Raw genomic sequence first — 18,953 nt, 5'->3', positions numbered from 1 at the left:
GCCCTGCCCGCACACTGTCACTCGAGGGCGCTGAGGAACGCTTTCAAACGCACGGCGCCGGCCTGGACCTGCTCCGGATCGCCCGAATAGGACAATCGCGCATGGCCCGGCGCGCCGAAAAAACTCCCCGGAATCAGCGCCACGCCGTACGCCTCAAGCAGCACCGAGCAGAACGCCTCGTCGTCTGCGATCAATTGACCGCGCAACGATTTGCCCAGCGCTTGGCGGATGTCCATGAACAGATAGAACGCTCCCCCAGGCGGGCAAAACCGCAGATGGGGCGCGTCTTCCAGTTCGTTGAGCAACGCTTGGCGCTGCGCGGCCAAACGATCTCGGGCCGCAAAAGAAAATCCCTGATCGCCATTGAACGCCGCAGCTGCGGCAGCAGCGGGAATCGGCGGGATGTTCGAGATCGAATTGGAGTTGAGCGTGGTCACCGCCGTGGCAATGCGCGCATCGGCCGCCAGCAATCCGACCCGCCAGCCCGGCATGCCATAGAGCTTGGAGACGCTGTCGATCTTGATGATGCGCGCGCTCAGGTCCGGTGCGACAGACAGCAGGTTTGGGCAACTGTCCATGTCGTAGACGAAGCGCTGATAGACATCGTCGGAGATGATCCACACGTCGTTCTTGCGCAAGACCTCGGCCAGTTGCGCCAATTCCCGCGCCGAATACACCGCACCGGTCGGGTTGCCCGGCGAGTTGAGCATGACCACGCGCACGTTGTGGGTCAGCGCCTTTTCCAGCGCCTGCGCAGTCATCTTGTAGCCGGTTTCGGCGGTGCAGACGACGTTGACCACGCCCGCCCCGACCAGGTCGGCAATGTCGAAATAGGTCGGCCAGCACGGCGTCGAGACAAGGATCTCGTCGCCCGGGCAAATGATCGCGCGCAAGACGCTGAACAACAGGTGCTTGGCGCCAAGGCCGGCGACCAGATTCTGCTTCGCGTAATGGGTAAAACCCTGCGCGTGCAGGTAACCCAGATACGCCGCGAGCAGCGCGTCGTCACCCTGGCTGGCGCCATAGCCGCCAGAGTGCTCGCAGGCGGCTTTGACCGCCGCTTCGATGATGTGCGGCGCCGGCAAAAAGCCTGGCACGCCGACACCCAGGTCGATGACCGGGTGTTCGGTTTCCCTGACTTTTTGCGCAACACCGAGGATCGGGCAGAACCGCGCAAATTCAAGATCGGGCGAAAGAGCAGGCATACAAGTCTCTCCGTGAGCCGAGGTCAGGCAGCGCGTTCGGCGACGCGACCGCGCGCCATGAGGGCGGCCATGTGCGTGGCCGTGGCAGTGATGATGTCGAGGTTGCCGGCGCTCGGATCGAGAAAATCCCCCGCGCCTTCGACGCGCACCATCGTGAACAGTCGACCCTCGCTGTAATGCAGATCGACGATCACTTCATAACCCGGCACCGCAGACTGCACCTGACTTACCGCGCGCTCGACTTCGCGGCGTGTCGCCGCCATATCAATGTTTTCGATCAGCGCCGACACCGCGGTCTGCATGTACACATTCGGCTTGGCCGGATTGATGTTGAGGATCGCCTTGACGTCGCCGCAGCCGGTGAAATGTTTCAGCGCATTTTCGGTGGTGGTGATGTAGTTGCTGAGGTTGCGGCGCGTCGCAGGACCTGCGCTTTCAGCGCTGATCGACGACACCACTTCGAGGTAGTGCAAACCCGGATTGGCCCGCGCAATGGCGGCCGCGAGCGGGATCGATGCCTGGCCGCCACACGTAATCATGTTGACGTTGGTCGCTTCGGTCAGCGCCAGACCGTTGAGCGACGGCACGCACAGGCTGCCGAGCGAGGCCGGGGTCAGGTTGATGATCGCCTTGCCGGCGTCGATCAGGCGCGGCGCATGGATTTCATGGTCGGTCGCCGACGTGGCATCGAACACCACGTCGAAGTCGTTGATGCGCGCGAACAGGCCTTCGATGCCGTCAGCGGTGGTGGCGACGCCGCGCTCACGGGCGAACGCGAGGCCGGCCGATTGCGGTGAGCGCCCGGCCACCAGCGTGCAGTCGAGATCCGGGTGGGCGAGTACTTTACAGAGGATGTCGCAGCCGATATTGCCGCTGCCGATAATCGCGGTTTTCAAAGTCATGTGGGGCTCCAGAGTCAGGCGACGGCGGGTTGAGAGAGGCGGCTGGCGACCGAAATGATCAGGTCTTCCTGACCGGCCACAGCGTTGCAACGGGCCAACTCTTCGTAGATTCTGCGCGGTTCGACGTGGAACTCGGCCGCCGCCCGGGCGACGTGCTTTTCAAAGCCGCTGCACACCCCGTAGAGGCCGCTGATCAGGTTGGCGGTCTTGACCACTGTCGGTGTCCTGACCGGGGTGAATTCTTCCAGGCTGTCGACGGCACGGCACAGCCCGAAGACGTCGACGCCGGTGTCGAACTGATAGCGTTCGAGGACGGCGCACAGCACTTCCAGCTGAGTATTGCCGGCACCGGCACCGAAGCCGCGCATGCAACCGTCGATGATGGTCGCCCCGGCCTGGGCCGCCGCCAGCGAGTTGGCCACTGCCAGGCCAAGGTTGTTGTGGCCATGAAAGCCCACCGGAATCGACAACTCACGGGCCAGCAGGCCGATCTTCTCGCGGGTACTGTCCGGGTCGAAGTGCCCGGCCGAATCCATCAGCACCAGCGCGTTGGCGCCGTAGCCTTGTTGCTTCAAGGCTTCTTCGAGCAAGCGCTCGGCACTGGCCATGTGGGTCATCATCAGCACACCGTGGACGAACGCGCCTTTGGCTCGCGCATGTTCGATGTAGCTTTCGGTCACGCTGGCCTCGGTGCAATGCGAGGCGATGCGCAGCACCTCGACGCCGATGCTCAGGGCCGTGTCGATGTCGCTCAAGCGCGCAAAGCCGGGGATCATGTGAATGCCCAGTTTCGACTGCGTCAGGTTGGCCCGCGCGGTTTCGAGCATTTCCGTGTCTTTGTAACGTGCCAACCCCAGTTGCAGCGAAGATGCGCCCAGGCCGTTGCCGTGGCCGACTTCCACCACATTCAGCCCACAGCCATCGACGGCGCGGCAGTAGGTGGCGATGTCTTCAAGGCTCAGCGAATGGGACACCGCGTGATTTCCGTCGCGCAGCGTAGGGTCATGAATTGCAATAGCAGTCATCGAGATCAAATCCTTGTCATTCGAAGGTAGGCAGCCGTTATTGCTCGGGCTGAGGTTGTTCCTGCAACAGACGCTTGGGCAAAAACACCGGGGAAATGTGGATGATCGACATCCGCACCACGTGGTTGAGCATGACGAAGGCCGGGTCGAGCTTGAGCAGCAGCGCGGCGGCGGTCATCACTTCGACGCCACCGGGCACCCACGACATGAACAGCGTGAGGAACGGTTTGCCGGTCAATTTGCTGAAGACGAACGCCACCAGCAGCGTCGTGCAGAACGTCAGTGCGGTGACCACCAGGCCGGCGCGGATGTAACGCACGACATCCTTGAAGGTGATGTCCTTGAGGCGAATGCCGATCAAGCCACCGAGCAGGATCAGCGCGACGATGGCGAAAGGATCCGGCACGTGCAGATTGGCCTGCGGAAACGCGACATTGACCCCGGCCGTGCAAATCAAACCGGTGAGCATGTACGGCGCCGGCACATCGAAACGTTCCAGCAGATAACCGAGCGCTACCGCAGCAATCGCGGGCGGGATCACGCCCAGGTAGTTGTCCAGGGTGCCCAGCACCGGGGTGACGCTGTCGGCGTGGCCGCCGGCGATAATCGTCACCACGGCCAACAGCGCAAGCAAGCGCACAATGTGTACGAACGCGATGCGCCCGGACGCCGGCCCCTGCTCGCCCGACACCGTCATCACCGCCGCCATCGCCCCGGGAATCGAGCCCAGCAGGCTTTCAATGTGGCCCCATTTCTCCATGCGCCGCAGCCAGTTGTAGCCGACGAAAATCTGCGTGGTCATGCAGATGACCAGACCGACCAGAATGCTGAAGTCGCTCAATTCCTTGATCATCGAGCCAGTGACAATGGAGCCGACGCTGATGCCCAGCAGCAACTGAACCGTGGCCACGAACGGATACGGCATGCGCATCGGCACGCCGAACTTGCTCAACGCGGTCACCGCGCAAATCGCGCCGATCAAATCGCCGAGGGGAAATCCGGTCAGATAGCCGAGCCATGCGCCGAGCGCCGCCACAGGAATCGGGATAAGGCTTTCGATCACTTTGTTCATGGGATATCCACTTTTCTGAGGGCGTGACCGTCCCGTCCAGCACGGGAAGGTCAGCTCAATTGATGTCGGAAGAATCGGCGCTGCGGTCTAGACCAGGGCAGCAACGGCGCTGGTGGACCAGTCGCAACTCTCGTGGAACCAGCGTTCGACCTGCTGCAGGTTGTCGCGCAGCTCAGCCTCGTTGCGCCCCGCCACAATGGCGTTGAGGATCTCCGAGTTGGTGAATTCCATGCTCGAATAAGACGTCATTTTCTTCGCCGAAATGCGGTATTCGAGAACGCTTGGCAACGTGCAGGTGTGCGGCACGTCACGCAGCAGACCGACACGCGGCGGGATGCTGATATGCCCGACCATCTGCAACGGCTCGACCATCGGCTCGGGGCGGTAGGTCGGATCCTGCAGCGCACGCAGGAAGCTCATGCGCGGATCGATGCCCCAGGCATGAGTCAGCTCCTGATTGAAGAACACCCCGCCCAACCGCGAAGCGATTTCACAGAGGATGATTTCACCGTTCTCGGCAACGAACAATTCCAGGTGAAACAGCATCGTCGGATCCGACGGTAAAACGTCTTCGACCAGCGAACGGGCGTACTGAACCAGCCGTTCGCGCAGCGGATTGCTCGCATCGAGCATGTGCAGGTCGTGGGACTTGCCGCCCAAAAAATCCAGCGCCGAGGTCATCACCCGCACCGGTGACACGAGGATCGGCTGCCCTTCGATGTACAAACCGTTGACGATGTAATGGCTGCCGCGCACGTAGCTTTCGATCATCAGGTTGTGGAAGGTGGTGGACGGACGCGCGGCCAGCCACTGTGTCAGTTGCCCAAGGTCCTTGAGCACTTCGACGCCGTTGGAACCACGACCATCGCGCGGTTTGACCACCACCGGAAAACCATGGCGTTCGCTGAAACGCACCGCTTCAGTGGCGTTGTGGATTTGCGCCATTTCGGCAATTGCAAAGCCACACTGGCGGGTCCGCTGTTTCATCAGGAACTTGTCCCGGTAAAACATCGCGCGCTCTTCCGCGCCCTGGGTGATGCCGAGGCGATCATTGATCCGCGCCACCCGCAACACGTCGATCTCGGCCAACGCCACGCACAGCGGCGCATGCAGTTCGCGGGCGATCTCATAGACATCGATCTCGACCAGCGCACTGTCATTGAAATTGTCGAAGAGCTGGAAGCGCACGCTCTCGCCCAAATGCGCGGCGATTTCCGCCATTCGCGAGGTGCAGCTCAACAGGACGCCCTCACGCCCCAGCGCGGCAGACCAGCTGTCGGCGCTGTGCTGGAGAATAATTTTCGGCGGGCAAAAAACAATGAGCTGCATACGGCCTTCCTTGCGATCTTCCGGGGTTCGTCGAACTTCGGACCGGCCAGTACAGGCCGGTCCTTGGCCACAACATCTTGATAAAAACCTGCGCTGCAGGCCAATACCGATTCCGTCGTTATTGATACTTTTCAGAACGTTTCAGCGATTTTCGGTCACTTAAACCAGATGTTCCGCGCAATCGCGCATGACCGTGGCCTTGCGTTGCAGGTACTCGCTGAAGATTTCCTGCGCCGCCGCCTGAACCACGGCGATGCCCATGACATCGACGAATTCCTCGACCGCTGCCACCGCGTGAGCGAAGTGATTGCTCTCGGTGCCACCGGTGTGCACGGTCACCCAGGCGACTGTCGAACGCACCTTCGCGGCCGGCACGCCCATGTCTCGCTCGAACCATTGCTTGAACAGCGGATGAATGAATTCGACTTCGCCGTGGGTGTAGACCTCATGCACCAGTGTGGTCAGCAGGCCTTCCAGCAGATCGCGATCGCGCAGGCGTCGGCTGTCCGCCCAGTCCTTGAAGGCTTGTGCCGACGGCAGGCAGTTTTCCTTGAGCAACCATTGATCGTCGCCGCAGATCGGTGTGGCCATGTTGTAGAACAGCTCGGAGTGCAGAATGTTGCCCAGCGCGCCGAGATCTTCGTCGGTGATCCGTTGCAGGCTGCTGCACACTTGATGCAGCCGTTGCGCCGCCTCCCCGCCCTGCTCCGAACGCGCGAGCAAGGTGATCCGGTTGGCCAGCCCCGAGACGCTGGCGGCTGAGTTATTGGTTTTCGACCAACTGCCGAAGAAGGTGCGCAACGGCACGGCGTCATGGCGACGCGAAGTGAGCAACTGGAACGACGCTTCGATGTCCAGCAGGGCCGCCTCTTCGCTGCGGAATGTCGCCACCAGCGCCTGCTTCAAAACACCGTCCGGCATGTCCTCGAGCACCGGCTCGATCACGTTCAACAACTGGCTTTGCAGCGTCTGCAGGTTACTCACGGTCATCTCACTTTTTCCTTGTTGGATGTTGAATCGAGCGCGTTCAGCGCGTGTGGGCCGGCGATCACCGGCAATGCAGAGACTTTCCAGCCGCTGCGGATCACCAGAAGTGGCAGCACCTGGAACATCACAATCAGCGCAATACAGGCCGGCCAGCCACCCAGCTCCCACAGCGTGCCCGGCACGAAAGCGCCGAAGCTGCCGCCCAGGTAATAACTGGTCAGGTACAGGCCGACGGCGCCGGCCTTGTCTTGCCGGGCGTGGGCGGTGATAAACGCATTGGCGGCGGCTTGTGCGAGGAACACCCCGGTGGAGCTGAGCGCCAGACCCAGGACGATCAGCCACAAGGACGACGTCAGCGTCAGCAGCGAGCCGGTCACCCCAAGGCACGCCGCCACTTTGATCAAATCGCTGCGCGGCCGCGCTTTACCGAGGCGCCCGGCCACCGGCACCACCACCAGCGCCAGCAGAAAGACTGAATAAATCGCACCAAGCTCACCGGTGCTCAACGAAAACGGTGCATGACTGAGGTGCAAGCCGACGTAGGTAAACATCGCGATTTGCGCAAACAGCACGCAAAAACCCACGGCATAAGCGGCCAGCAACGGCTTGCTGAATCGCTCGCTGGGCGTTGATTTGCGATCAGCGGGACTTTGCACTGGCGCGGGTGGATTGCGCGGCAACAACCAGGCAATCGCCAGGCCGAGAATCAGGCTCAACCCGGCGAGCAATGCCAGCGCCATACGCCAATCGGCAAGCTCGGTGGTCCAGCCGGTGAGAAAGCGTCCGCAAAAACCGCCCAGCACGGTGCCGGCAACGTACACGCTGGTCACTTCCGTGACCGCGCCGTCCTTCCAGCGCACGCCGATGTAGGCAATGCTGGTGGCGAACACCACCGGAATCAGCATGCCTTGCACGGATCGCCAGAGTAGAAACTCACTGAAACTGCCGGCCCATGCGGCCAATAACGCCGGCAGCGCCAAGAGGATAGCGGCCAGGGCGATGACCCGGTGCTGCTCGGCCCGCGCACTCAATCGACCGACAAACAGCGCCGTCAGGGCGACGGCCAGGGTGGTGACGGTAATGCTCCAGCTGGCTTGCCGGGCCGACACGTCAAAGTCAGCGGCCAACTCGTTGAGCAGGCCTTGTGTGGCATAAAGGTTGATGAAAGCCGCGCATCCCGACAGAAACAAGGCGACCCGAGGACAAAACACGCGAGGATTCATAAGAAAAGTTCGTAATGATTTCAAACACTTTTATAAGATGGGCTGTCGAAACGATCCAATACCTATTTCCGACCGATTGATACCCAAGGATGAACATGATCGATCTGCGCCGTCTGCGTTACTTCCTGGTCGTCAGCGACGAACTGCACTTTGGTCGTGCCGCCGCGCGCTTGCACATCGCCCAGCCACCGCTGACTCGACAGATCTCGGCACTGGAAACCGAATTGGGTTTTCGCCTGTTCGATCGCAGCACGCGCAACGTCACGCTGACGTCCGAGGGCCGGCACTTTCTGCCCTACGCCCGGGCGGTGCTGGAACAGGTTGATCTGACCGCCACCATCACCAGCAAACTGGCAGCGGGTTCAGCCGGCCATCTGGCGGTGGGCTATGCGAGTTCGATTGCGCTGTCGGACATTTTCAGCCAGACCATCCAGACCTTCTGTTCGTCGTATCCGGATGTGCAACTGACCGTCGAAGAAGGCGCGTCCAGCACGCAATGGGCGCAGATCATCGAGGGCCGCCTCGACATCGGCATGAGCCGCATGCAACCGCCCGGCGATGATTCCGAGGTGCAGGCGATCTGCCTGGACAACGAACCGCTAGTGGCTGCAATTGCCAGCGACAGCCCGCTGGCGCAACAGGATCAGGTGACCCTGGCCGAGTTGAGCGCGTACCCGTTGATCGCCTTCCCCAGCGATTACGGCTCGGGCCTGAACGACATCATTGCGGCGCTGTACCACCGCAACGGCCTGACCCCGCTGCCGGCACCGACCGGTAAACAGATCACCTCGATCATCGCGCTGGTCGCTGCCGGCCGTGGCGTGGCGGTGGTGCCGCAATGCACGCAGACCCTGGTGAAACGCGGCGTGACCTATCGCCCACTGGCCGAACCGGGTGCGACGGCGCCTTTGCTGGTGCTGACGCGCAAGCGCGAACGCAGTCCACTGGTGAAGGCGTTTGTCGAGGTTATTGAACAGACGTTGCGGGCAAAGTGATCAGGCCTTATGGCAAACTTCGCCGCTGATTTTTACCTAGCAAGGAACGCCCGTGGAATTCTTTAAAAAGCTGTTCGCCTCGAAGAAAAAACCCGAGTTGCCGTCGGCACAACCCGTCGACGAATCGTTCTCGGAGCTCGACCTGAGCGAGGCGGAAAAAGCCAACCTGGCGGCGCGTGAAGCCAGCCAGGCGTGCCTTGATCGGCACTGGAATGCGGTCGGTGTGAGTGAGCGCGATGTGCTGGGTTACATGATCAGCCCGAGCTTCATGGGCGGCCCGGACTGGCCTTCGACCCGGCAGGCGTATCGCATCGTGCGCCGTGGTGATTCGATCATTCTCGCCAGCGAGGGCCTGTCGGACCCGTTCGATGATCCTGAAGGCCGGAGCAATGGTTTCGAAATGGAATTGTTCGTCGAAACCGCCGACATTCCCGAGCATGCACGCGGTGCGCTGGGCGATGTCGCCCCGCTCCAGCAAAGCTGGGCCTTTGAAATGCTCAAGCACATCGCCGCGACGGTGGCGAACGCTGGCGGCATCACCGGCCAGTTGCAACAGTACGGCGCACTGTCGCTGGAGCTTCCGGGGTTCAGTCAATCGCATTACATGAGCGATCAGTTGCCTGCACAGTTCGTCACCGAGGACGACATGGTCGGCGTCCTGCTCGGCGCGCCGCAGCCGGACTTCCCGACGCTGCTGGAAGACATGCCGCTGTCGCCGGTGAAACTCGTGCCGGTGGTGCTGATCACCGCCGCTGAACTGGAATACGTCCGCGCGGGCGGGCAAACCGCGCGCCAGGACCTCATCGCGCGCTTGCAGGCAGCAGGTGCCGGCCACCTCAGCAACCTCAACCGCGCCAGCGTCATCTAACCGAAAAAACCTCCCCAAAAAGCACGTCGAATTTTTCCGCAAGACCGGTAGGAGCTGCCGAAGGCTGCGATCTTTTGATTTTGTTTTTCAGGATCAAGGTCAAAAGATCGCAGCCTTCGGCAGCTCCTACAGAGGGGGACTAGAATTTTTCGGCTACGCGCTGGTAGGGGTAATCCGGCTCGCGGTATTTGCCGGGTTTCTGCCGTTTGGGCAATTCCACCTTTTCGCGTTTCACCTCCTCATAGGGAATGCGGCTGAGCACGTCGGTGATGATGTTCAGCCGCGCCCGGCGCTTGTCGTTCGAATCAGCTACGCGCCACGGCGCATGTTCGGTGTCGGTGTGTTTGAACATCTCGTCGCGCGCGCGGGAATAGTCGTACCAGCGGCTGTAGGACTTGAGGTCCATCGGCGTCAGTTTCCAGATCTTGCGGCCATCGTTGATCCGCGCCTCCAGCCGACGGGTCTGCTCTTCGGGACTGACCTCCAGCCAATACTTGAGCAGGATCACCCCCGACTGAACGATGGCGTGCTCGACCCACGGGATCGACTTGAGAAACTTGTCGGCCTGATCCTCCGTGCAAAAGCCCATCACCCGCTCAACCCCGGCGCGGTTGTACCAACTGCGATCAAAGATCACCACCTCGCCCCCTGCCGGCAGATAAGGCAGATAACGCTGCACATGCATCTGGCTCTTCTCGCGATCCGTCGGCGCAGGCAACGCCACCACCCGAAAGACGCGCGGGCTGACACGCTCGGTGAGGGCCTTGATCGTCCCGCCCTTGCCGGCGCCATCGCGGCCCTCGAAAACGATGCAGACCTTGACGCCCTTGGCGATCACCCACTCCTGCAGCTTGACCAGTTCGACGTGCAGCTTGCGCAACTGATCGAGGTAATCCTTGTTTTTCAGCTTGGGACTTTCAGGCGCCTTGGCGGCCTTTTTCTTGTCTTTTGCCATGATCGAGCCCTCACGAATGAATGCGGAAACAAAGCGTTTATTGACGCGGCAAACCAGACACGTGAGGTTAGCCCACGACTTGCGGTTTGCCATTGCCGGGCAAAAAGCAAAATTGCCATGTGTTTCCTTCGTTCTTTGTTACGTCGCACTGTTCATTGTCCGCCCCTTGTTTGCTGGAGTTTCCCGATGCCGTCGCCCAAATCCCTGCCCACCGCCCTGCTCGGGCTGGCCCTCGCCTGCCCGGCGATGGCCGACACTCAAGGGCTGGAGCTTGGGCAAGTACTGATTTCGGCGGATGAGCGCAGTGGTTCGGATGCCAGCGTTGAAGAAGCCAAGGCCCGCCTCGAACAAGTGCCCGGCGCCACCAATGTGGTCGACATGCGCCAACCCTTGCAGGGCCGTGTCGCCAGCAATCAGGACGTGCTGGCCTATCAGCCGGGGGTCTATGCGCAGTCGGCGGGCAACGAAGGCGTGAAAATCTCGATTCGGGGCTCGGGCATCAACCGCGCGCCGGGCGCCCATGCCTCGGGGCTGTACACGATGCTCGATGGCCTGCCATTGACCGGCCCCGGCGGCACGCCGTACGAATTGCTCGAACCGCTGTGGGTCGATCACGTAGAAGTGCTGCGCGGTGCCAACGGTTTTGATCGCGGTTCGCTGGCACTGGGCGGCGCCATCGATTACGTCAGCCACACCGGCTACAACGCGCCGAAACTGCAAGTGCGCTACGCCACCGGCAGCCACGGTTATCAGCAGCGTCAGGTCAGTTCGGGGCAAGTGCTCGGCGACTTCGACTACTACGTATCGCTCACCGACTCCAACGCCGACGGCTATCAGGACCACACCGCCAGCGAAAGCAAAGGCCTGATCGCCAACTTCGGTTATCGCTTCAACCCGAATCTGGAAACGCGCTTCTACATCCGCTACCGCGAGACCGACAACGACCTCGCCGGGCGTGTGACCAAGCATTCCATCGAACACGATCCACGCGCCGCCAACCCGTCTTATGTGGCGCGCGACGACAGCCGCAAACAGCCAGGCAGCACCTTCATCGGCAACAAGACCACCTTCTACATCGACGACGATTCAAGCATCCAGACCGGCCTCGTCTACCACGATTACCCGATGGATCTGCGCGAAGGCCCCAACCGCCTGAAAGTTGCCTACAGCGACGTCAGCGGCACCTTCGACTACAAACGCCGCGACACTCTTTTCGGTATGGAAAGCCGCAGCAACGTCGGCCTGCGCGTGACCAAACACCTGCCGAACGACGGCGCCAGCGAGCTGGTGCGCATCCCCACCGGTAATACCGCCGGCTACGCTCCCGGCACACACATGCGCAACTTCACCTATCAAGGCTCGGACACCGTCCTGCACTTTGGCAACGATCTGGAAATCGCCGACGACCTCTGGCTGACCACCGGCCTCGCCGCCATCTACACCCGTCGCGAAAGCGACGTGACCTACCCGCAAAGCGGCGGCAAAACCAGCCTGAACGACTGGGACTACGCACCGCGCATCGGTCTGCGCTATCAGATCACGCCCGACCTGCAAGTGTTCGGCAACCTCAGTCGCTCGGTCGAAGCACCGCACCCGTGGTCGCTGATCTACAGCTCCAACGTGCGCTTCCCGGCGGGCAACGGCCCGGCCACCGGCACCCAGAAAGACCCGATCACCCTGCAAAACCAGACCGCGACCACCCTCGAACTCGGTGGCCGCGGCGACAGCGCCATCGGCGAATGGAGCCTGGCCTGGTACTACGCGCAAGTGCGCCACGAACTGCTCTCGGTATTGCCGGACGCCAGCGCCGTCACCCCGTATGAACTCAACGCCAGCCCGACCGTACACCAAGGCGTCGAGGCCAGCCTGAACAGCAAACTCTGGTCCGCCGCCGACGGCCGCCAGTTGAGCCTGCGCCAGGCTTACACCTTCAGCGACTTCCACTATCGCGACGACGAGCGCTTCGGCGACAACCTCCTCCCCGGCCTGCCGATGCATTACTACCAGGGCGAATTGCGCTATGACTGGCCACAGGGCTTCTTCGCCGCCGTGAATACGCAACTGGTCTCGAAAGTGGCGGTGGATTACGCCGACAGCTATTACGCCGATCCTTACGCCCTGTTCGGCGCAACGCTGGGCTACAACGCGCCGAAGGGCGACTGGCAAACGTGGCTGGACATGCGCAATCTGACCAACAAACACTATGCGGCGACGGTTACACCGGGCTATGACGACAAAGGGCTGGATGCCGCGCGGTCTACGCCGGGTGAAGGGATGGGTGTGTATGTCGGGGTTTCGTGGAGTCTGTTGTGAGGCCAACTTTGCTTGCGCCACTGGAGATCGAACGCGCTGCGTTTGATGACTTTTTCAGCCAGTGGGACGCGGGGACGTTTGAGGGGCAGCGTCTGGGACAGGCGTTCTATAACCATTTCCGCCTGCACCGCTTGACGGATCAAACGCCTTTGTCGGGACTTTATGCAGCGGATGGCAAAAAGGCGCGGAAGTTGATTGGCGCGCTGATTGGCGTGGAAATCTCTGCAGCCCACGGAGACCGGCCCATTGCGGGCAACTGAACGAATACCTGGCCATCAGCTAATCTACGTCGACAATACCGACTCTGTTAGCAATGCAAGGGAGTTCAAATGGTCTTCAGGGACGATTTAGCCTACTCGATGGTGTTGGTCACGCTTGTTCTCGTTTACGCAGCCATTGCTGGCAACACGCTGTATTTTGGCTATTGGTACCTCGTTGGGGCCCCGGCGCTCATTGTGCTCCCCGGCTTGATTCTACGGGCACGCTCTCTGTTTCTCACCGGTACGACAGCGGCCGCGATCATGACCCTTCTGATCTACATGGCCGCCATCACGCACTTGGGCCGCGACGGTGGTCTCGTCGGGCTGGGCCATTTATTTTCCCTTCCTGGGATGTTCGTCGGTGCAAGCGTGGCGGCGTGGTTGTTGAGAGGCCGCGTGAATGCGAGCTTGCCATGGCTAGTGGCAGGCTTTGCGTTTCTGGGCGCCAGCCTCGGTTTCATGATTGCGCAAATGATCGTTTGCAACACCGTGATGTATTGCGGCGCGTTATCTTTGGAACTTACGCCGTTCAAACAATGATTTCGCACCTCGCTTCGGCACCCTGTATCCGTAGTAACAGACGAGACTCGAGGCACAGGAACAAATGATGATCTGGTTGGATGTGATCTGTCAGGAAGAATATTTAGTCTCACCATCGGACTCCAAAACGCCAATCGAGTTGATTACACACTCAAGGTAGCGCATGAATTGTAGACCGCACTGCTGCACACCCGACTTTAGTTGAAACCCCATCAACCAAACGATTAACGATTAACGATTAACGAATACAGGAGATTAGCGACTAAAAAATCATCTTATAGCTGACCACCCCCGCCGCTTCGATTAAAAGTCGAAGCATGGACTAATAAATGGATTACAGCTATCATCCCAATGCCTCAAAAAACCTTAAGAGACGACAGGGAGAATTTATGTTATTTCTTGTGACGAATAAAAACTCTACTACGCCTGGCCGCTATATAAAGACCAGCAAAACAACTTCTGAAGCTATTGCCGACATAGCCAACGCCTTAATTTCAAAAGAGACGCTAAAAGAATATTTTTCTCTGAGAAGTCACAATACAGCGCAACGTCTTTATGAAGCTGGCTCAGGAGGTGGTTCAAGCGTAAAAGCGGTCATCAGCAAAGAAAATGATTTAGCCACTATTAATGCGATCGACAAAAAAACGATCATGGAATGCTACATTTCGCACGATGACAGCCTATTTAAAGGAATATTTTCATCAAAAAAACAGTACGAATTACTGTTGAAAAATCTACCATCTGACGACAGCGACATCTTCATAGGTGGCATTGAACATGTACGCGCTATTTTTCAAGACTCACGTATTACAAGCGGCGTACATTTCTTGCACGGCGAAAAACTTGTGAATTCAACAGATTTTTCACGCTCTGTTTTAGAGAATTTGAGAGCAGCCATAATTGACATATTCTCTAAGCTCGGCGCAAAAAAAATAAAAATCACTGATACAACAAATATTAATTTAACAACCGATATCAGCATAAGCAAAGAAATAGTTTTACTTGCGCCACACTTAGGTCTGGACCTCAAAAAAACAACTCGATTCAGCATTGATGCGATATTGAACGGCGTCAGAACAGAGCATACCGACGCACTAATACCCCACATCAGAACACAATTAAACCATGCACCAGAACTATTAAAGCTAGCAGAGCATGCCGCGCTTAACCCAAGCGCCTTGGTTAGCATAGAAAAGGAAATCACTCTTGACATCGCGTTTGGCATGAATGCAAATCTACTTTCCCTTTTTCAAGGGGCTTTCAAAGGTGGTTATGAACGCGCTTTTACGGTAAATATAAATTTTTAAACTTTCCAACCTCTAACAAAAAACTTAACTACCATACAACTCAATTGACAGATTTACTGCTGATACTGCTCCAGATAAATATTGATACAATCGGCCAAGCGAATTATACCGATTATCAACCCTATTTAAATGAACGAGTGATAAACACTTTTGTTCAGGGAGGGTGGAGAAAGCTGCCCTTGGCCGATGGCACGCCGCACTAATGGATGCAACCGGCCAAAAGCGGAACTACGGCTCAATCCCTTACTGATTTTGCTCAATTTTTTATCGACAGCAAATCAAACCTAGAGCACCGCAGCTATCAAGAAATCAATTGAGCATTCGGACTGTTTCGGGAATGTGATCGTAAATGTGATCGATCACTGCGTGTAGATTGTATTTATGAAGCGCGCTGTAAAATACCGGGCGTTGGATATTCAACCCGGTCGAATCTTTAATACGATTCTCTATCGACTTCGCTTTTTCATTTAGGAAGTCCAATAACGCTGACTCGGGTCGACACGTAACAAAATCCCAATGACGCCCTTTCATAGCCATGTCGGCTTGATTGATGGCGACAATTACCCGATCAGAGTCGATTGACTTCAGAATGACTTTCTCAAGCAAGCTGAAGGTCGTTCCTAGATCCCTTGATCCTCCATCCAGCAGGACGAGAACCAAGTCGATGAATCCTTGATTTTGATTTTGTGTGGACCGATTCAATATTTCGGTTATCGACTTGGCGTGGTTCAAGTCAGCGGCCTTGCCATCCCCCAATCCGGCAGAGTCGTGAAAACGAAGATACTGGTGGACCTGATGTGAACTCAGCGCCTGAGTTTCCGGTTCGACTCCATACCCAACCTTGGCCACTACCTCCCCGAATAGAGCGTTCAAGGTTGAGCTTTTTCCAGTTCCAGTTCCCCCTACCAGCAATACATCCAAGGGCATCAATAGCTCATTTTGCTCAAGCTTCGTTCGGATATCGTCGTATCGGTACATAGGCCCAAGTTCGGCCCATTGTAGGAATCTGGACGTTTGAAGAATATTCAGCCCCATACTTCCCTCCTCTCAGTCTTAAACAGCGAAGCGAGTTGTTACTCGCCTCACTAAAAGCCTTTTCGTTTAGAAGAAGCTGCGAAAGAAGCCCACTACCCCACCGATTAATGCGCCCGCTACCTTCCCGCCTACTTCACCAAGAATTTGCCCTTTTTTTCCAAGCAAACTACCGATTGCACTACCAATTTCTCCGCCCATATCAGAGCCTATAGAAGCGTTAATTTTTATGGAATCTATGACTGTAAGCTGAATTTCTTTTCTATAGTCTAAAAGGCGGTCGTCGTCCCTCCACATTTGCTCATCGGTATTAACGTCCTGAGCGAAGACCGCACGTTTTTCAGCTTTGGTATGCCGAAGGATCTGGAGAAGCAACTTGGAAAGGTTATACGGTTTCTGAGCTTGGCCTGCATCTTTATACCCTGCCGAGTAGTAGATCGGATCTACGTCAACATCGGTAGCTTCCTTGATGCGTCGTTTGGTAGACGTCACTTTCTCCTCAAGAAAACTGACTAACGCTGATTCTGGTTGATTGGTCTCCTGATTCCAAAAGCGGCCTTTCATCGCCATGTCAGCTTGGTTAATCGCCACCAACAAACGGCTGTGATCATCCCCGAGGTTAGGAATGATCACACTGTTTATTAATTCAAACGAGGTCCCCAGATCGCGACTGGAGCCATCAAGTATGACCAACACCAAGTCGATTAAAGGCACACCACGCTCATCTTTTTCGAAAAGCTTTTCGATGATCCCTTTTGAATGGCGAATATCGGCATCTTTGCCGTCACCCAAGCCTGGCGAGTCAAATAAAACAATGTTATCGAGTTCGTATCTGGTGATCTCCATCGTTTCTGGGTCAACACCTTGACCGACTTTGGCGTGGTCTGTGTTGAATAGCGCATTGATCGTCGACGACTTACCGCATCCAGTGGCGCCTGTAATAAGCAGATTGACTTTCGTATCTTTCAACTTCGTGAAATTGCGGTAGACCGCTGCTTTTGCAGCCTCGTCGAGGGCGCTATCTTGTTGAATTGTTTCAACCAGATCATCAAAAAATTTTTTGCCCTTCATCCTTGATTCCTAAAGTTTGTGATTCCATCAGTACAGGACCCGCCTCGACAGAAGCATGTCCAGGCACCCGATATACGCATAAGGTTATCGGCTGGAAGACGATTTTCTGAAGGAGCGGCAAACACTCTCCTCTCATGAATCAAGCTCATTAGCCTACGCAGTGGCATCAACTTACGCCTGATTCGTGGAAGCTGAGCAAGAGAGGCCAGTTTTCCGGTGCCAAGCTGTTATGAGACGTACGATGCATGAACGCGTCGTAAGGTACCGATGGCGGATGGCAGAAATCGGCCATAGGAGCCACCCAATCAATACAATACCTCCAACAGTCTGCAGCAACGGCGATATGAGATATCTTGTTGCCCTGCCAACCCATTCGCAATCCCAGGGAATCCAATGCTGAGTTCACTTGTATTGAACGGCCAGCCTCCAGCAACTGACCACTCAGACCTCTTGGCCCCGTGGTGGAGTTTTACAAAAACAGTCCTGGCGGCAACAGCCCTGACATTAGTGCGCGACAGACTGGTCAGCCTGGACGCCCCCATCCTTGATCAACCCTTCACACTGCGCCAACTATTGCGCCATGAAGCAGGCCTCGCCGACTACAGCGAATTGGCCGACTATCACGCCGCCGTCGCTAACCATCAGGCAGCCTGGTCCGCCGATGAAATGATGCAACGCCTTGACGGTAACCGACTTCGATATAGCCCCGGAAGCGGATGGCGCTACTCGAACGTGGGTTACCTGCTCGTCGGCAGGCTGATTGAGCGAGTGACTGATCTGTCGCTTGAAGACGCAGTCAATCAACGCGTTCTCGGCGCTTTAGGCCTGTCGAACGTTCGCTTCGCTAAAACGCGAAACGACGTGCAGGATACCTACTCGGCAAGCACCTCGAATTATGACCCTGGCTGGGTCTATCACGGCCTGCTGATCGGCCCCCTTTCGCAAGCTGCGCTGTTGCTTGATCGACTACTCGCGGGCCACCTCCTTCCCACAGACTTGCTCGAAGAAATGCAGGCAGCAAAAACACTGGGCGGCCCGATTCCGGGACGTCCGTGGATTACGCCGGGGTATGGGCTGGGTTTGATGCAGGGATCGATCGAAGGGGGTTATACCCTTAGCGGACACACGGGCTGCGGGCCTGGCAGTGTCATTGCCGTTTACCGCGTGAGCGACGGCGACGCATCGGTTTGTTGCGCAGGTTTTGAAGCGGGCGCCAGTGAAGGTGCGGTTGAAGCGTATGTCGTTCGAAGTCTGATGCAGGCCCTACAGGGTGCGGACGCTCAACCCCGCAACCTGAAGTAGTTTCATTTGGGCCGGTCATCCTGCCCCGGGACGATCACGCTCACCGCCACTGATAAGAAGCCCCATTAACAAGCTGCCGCCGGGCCACAGTTGTAAGCCAGGGAAATCCGGACGCGAGGCGAGCATTTGCCAACGAGCTGGCATCAGCAAAATCCTTGCTCGCCCTCCAACCTTCACTTTCCATGGCGACTTCCCAAACGCGATTTAGCGTTTCGCGGTCATTCGAATCGAGAGTGGGTGCGGAAGATACGGACTCATAAAATGTCCAGGGCTGCTCCCAGCAATCAAACGATTCTATTGCTGAAATCAGGTCGCGATGACAATCCATCTCAGCGCCTCAAGGTTATCGAAAAGGGATCACTGTGCCGTCAGCGCCAATCCTTGAAACAGTGCATGCATTGCCGCGCACGCCAGGTCCTCAACCGCCCGCCGCAGTAGGAGCAGTGGGCGACCTTTTGTTCGCAACATGGCTTCATCCGATGACGGAAATACTCCCAGACAATAACCGGGTCGATACTTTCCCGACGGGCGATTTCATCTACCACGGCCTGATCACCCTTGCCGTGG

The 18,953-nt window shown here is 57.6% G+C and carries 17 protein-coding genes; 7 read left to right on the top strand and 10 right to left on the bottom strand.

Annotated features, from left to right (window positions below; all coding sequences use genetic code 11):
• Nucleotides 1-17 precede the first annotated feature (17 nt).
• The 7 genes from EJA70_RS03575 to EJA70_RS03545 form a co-directional block, all read right to left on the bottom strand.
• The gene (locus tag EJA70_RS03575; protein WP_158829672.1) at nt 18-1,205 is read right to left on the bottom strand and encodes a pyridoxal phosphate-dependent aminotransferase; all 1,188 of its coding nucleotides are present in this window, start codon (nt 1,203-1,205) and stop codon (nt 18-20) included.
• Between the two features lie 23 nt (nt 1,206-1,228).
• Nucleotides 1,229-2,107 (bottom strand): acetaldehyde dehydrogenase (acetylating), encoded by an 879-nt coding sequence (locus EJA70_RS03570; RefSeq protein WP_008086392.1) that lies wholly within the window; start codon nt 2,105-2,107, stop codon nt 1,229-1,231.
• A 14-nt stretch (nt 2,108-2,121) separates the two neighbouring features.
• Entirely contained in the window at nt 2,122-3,132 is a 1,011-nt protein-coding gene (dmpG, locus tag EJA70_RS03565) for a 4-hydroxy-2-oxovalerate aldolase (RefSeq protein ID WP_008086394.1), read from the bottom strand.
• A gap of 37 nt (nt 3,133-3,169) precedes the next feature.
• Nucleotides 3,170-4,204, bottom strand: coding sequence for an AbrB family transcriptional regulator (locus EJA70_RS03560; RefSeq protein ID WP_008086397.1), 1,035 nt, complete (start codon nt 4,202-4,204; stop codon nt 3,170-3,172).
• An 87-nt stretch (nt 4,205-4,291) separates the two neighbouring features.
• Nucleotides 4,292-5,533 carry an acetyl-CoA carboxylase biotin carboxylase subunit family protein gene (locus tag EJA70_RS03555; RefSeq protein WP_158829670.1) on the bottom strand — a complete coding sequence of 414 codons (1,242 nt, stop codon included), beginning with the start codon at nt 5,531-5,533 and terminating at the stop codon, nt 4,292-4,294.
• 159 nt (nt 5,534-5,692) lie between these two features.
• Nucleotides 5,693-6,523, bottom strand: a complete 831-nt coding sequence (locus EJA70_RS03550) for a hypothetical protein (RefSeq protein WP_158829668.1) — start codon at nt 6,521-6,523, stop codon at nt 5,693-5,695.
• Nucleotides 6,520-7,743, bottom strand: a complete 1,224-nt coding sequence (locus EJA70_RS03545) for an MFS transporter (protein ID WP_158829666.1) — start codon at nt 7,741-7,743, stop codon at nt 6,520-6,522. Before EJA70_RS03545 ends, EJA70_RS03550 begins: the two co-directional genes overlap by 4 nt.
• 95 nt (nt 7,744-7,838) lie before the next feature.
• Between EJA70_RS03545 and EJA70_RS03540 the strand changes: the two genes are divergently transcribed.
• Nucleotides 7,839-8,738 (top strand): LysR family transcriptional regulator, encoded by a 900-nt coding sequence (locus EJA70_RS03540; RefSeq protein ID WP_008086404.1) that lies wholly within the window; start codon nt 7,839-7,841, stop codon nt 8,736-8,738.
• A gap of 52 nt (nt 8,739-8,790) precedes the next feature.
• Nucleotides 8,791-9,606 (top strand): suppressor of fused domain protein, encoded by an 816-nt coding sequence (locus EJA70_RS03535; RefSeq protein WP_158829664.1) that lies wholly within the window; start codon nt 8,791-8,793, stop codon nt 9,604-9,606.
• Nucleotides 9,607-9,745: 139 nt separating this feature from the next.
• Here EJA70_RS03535 and ppk2 read toward each other — a convergent pair whose 3' ends face one another.
• A complete protein-coding gene (gene ppk2, locus EJA70_RS03530) occupies nt 9,746-10,561 on the bottom strand; it encodes a polyphosphate kinase 2 (RefSeq protein WP_008088565.1) in 816 nt (271 codons plus the stop codon).
• A gap of 186 nt (nt 10,562-10,747) precedes the next feature.
• On the opposite strand from ppk2, the gene EJA70_RS03525 reads away from it, so the two are divergent.
• The 4 genes from EJA70_RS03525 (at nt 10,748) to EJA70_RS03510 (ending at nt 14,981) form a co-directional block, all read left to right on the top strand.
• The gene (locus EJA70_RS03525; protein ID WP_158829662.1) at nt 10,748-12,874 is read left to right on the top strand and encodes a TonB-dependent receptor domain-containing protein; all 2,127 of its coding nucleotides are present in this window, start codon (nt 10,748-10,750) and stop codon (nt 12,872-12,874) included.
• 8 nt (nt 12,875-12,882) lie between these two features.
• On the top strand, nt 12,883-13,134 hold the full coding sequence (locus EJA70_RS03520; protein WP_256677620.1) for a hypothetical protein: 252 nt from the start codon (nt 12,883-12,885) through the stop codon (nt 13,132-13,134).
• Nucleotides 13,135-13,203: 69 nt separating this feature from the next.
• Nucleotides 13,204-13,674: a hypothetical protein gene (locus tag EJA70_RS03515; protein WP_158829660.1), complete on the top strand. Its 471-nt coding sequence runs from the start codon at nt 13,204-13,206 to the stop codon at nt 13,672-13,674.
• A gap of 329 nt (nt 13,675-14,003) precedes the next feature.
• The gene (locus tag EJA70_RS03510) at nt 14,004-14,981 is read left to right on the top strand and encodes a hypothetical protein (RefSeq protein ID WP_158829658.1); all 978 of its coding nucleotides are present in this window, start codon (nt 14,004-14,006) and stop codon (nt 14,979-14,981) included.
• A gap of 309 nt (nt 14,982-15,290) precedes the next feature.
• Here EJA70_RS03510 and EJA70_RS03505 read toward each other — a convergent pair whose 3' ends face one another.
• Both EJA70_RS03505 and EJA70_RS03500 read right to left on the bottom strand, forming a co-directional pair.
• A complete protein-coding gene (locus EJA70_RS03505) occupies nt 15,291-16,016 on the bottom strand; it encodes a GTPase family protein (RefSeq protein WP_256677619.1) in 726 nt (241 codons plus the stop codon).
• 66 nt (nt 16,017-16,082) lie between these two features.
• A complete protein-coding gene (locus EJA70_RS03500; RefSeq protein ID WP_158829656.1) occupies nt 16,083-17,084 on the bottom strand; it encodes a GTPase in 1,002 nt (333 codons plus the stop codon).
• A gap of 393 nt (nt 17,085-17,477) precedes the next feature.
• Here EJA70_RS03500 and EJA70_RS03495 point away from each other — a divergent pair, with 393 nt between their 5' ends.
• Nucleotides 17,478-18,386: a serine hydrolase gene (locus EJA70_RS03495; RefSeq protein WP_158829654.1), complete on the top strand. Its 909-nt coding sequence runs from the start codon at nt 17,478-17,480 to the stop codon at nt 18,384-18,386.
• Nucleotides 18,387-18,953 lie beyond the last annotated feature (567 nt).

Source organism: Pseudomonas sp. PB103 (assembly GCF_009764635.1).
GTDB lineage: Bacteria > Pseudomonadota > Gammaproteobacteria > Pseudomonadales > Pseudomonadaceae > Aquipseudomonas.
Note: the sequence above shows the minus strand (reverse complement) of the source record. Positions and strands in the feature narration are given on the sequence as shown.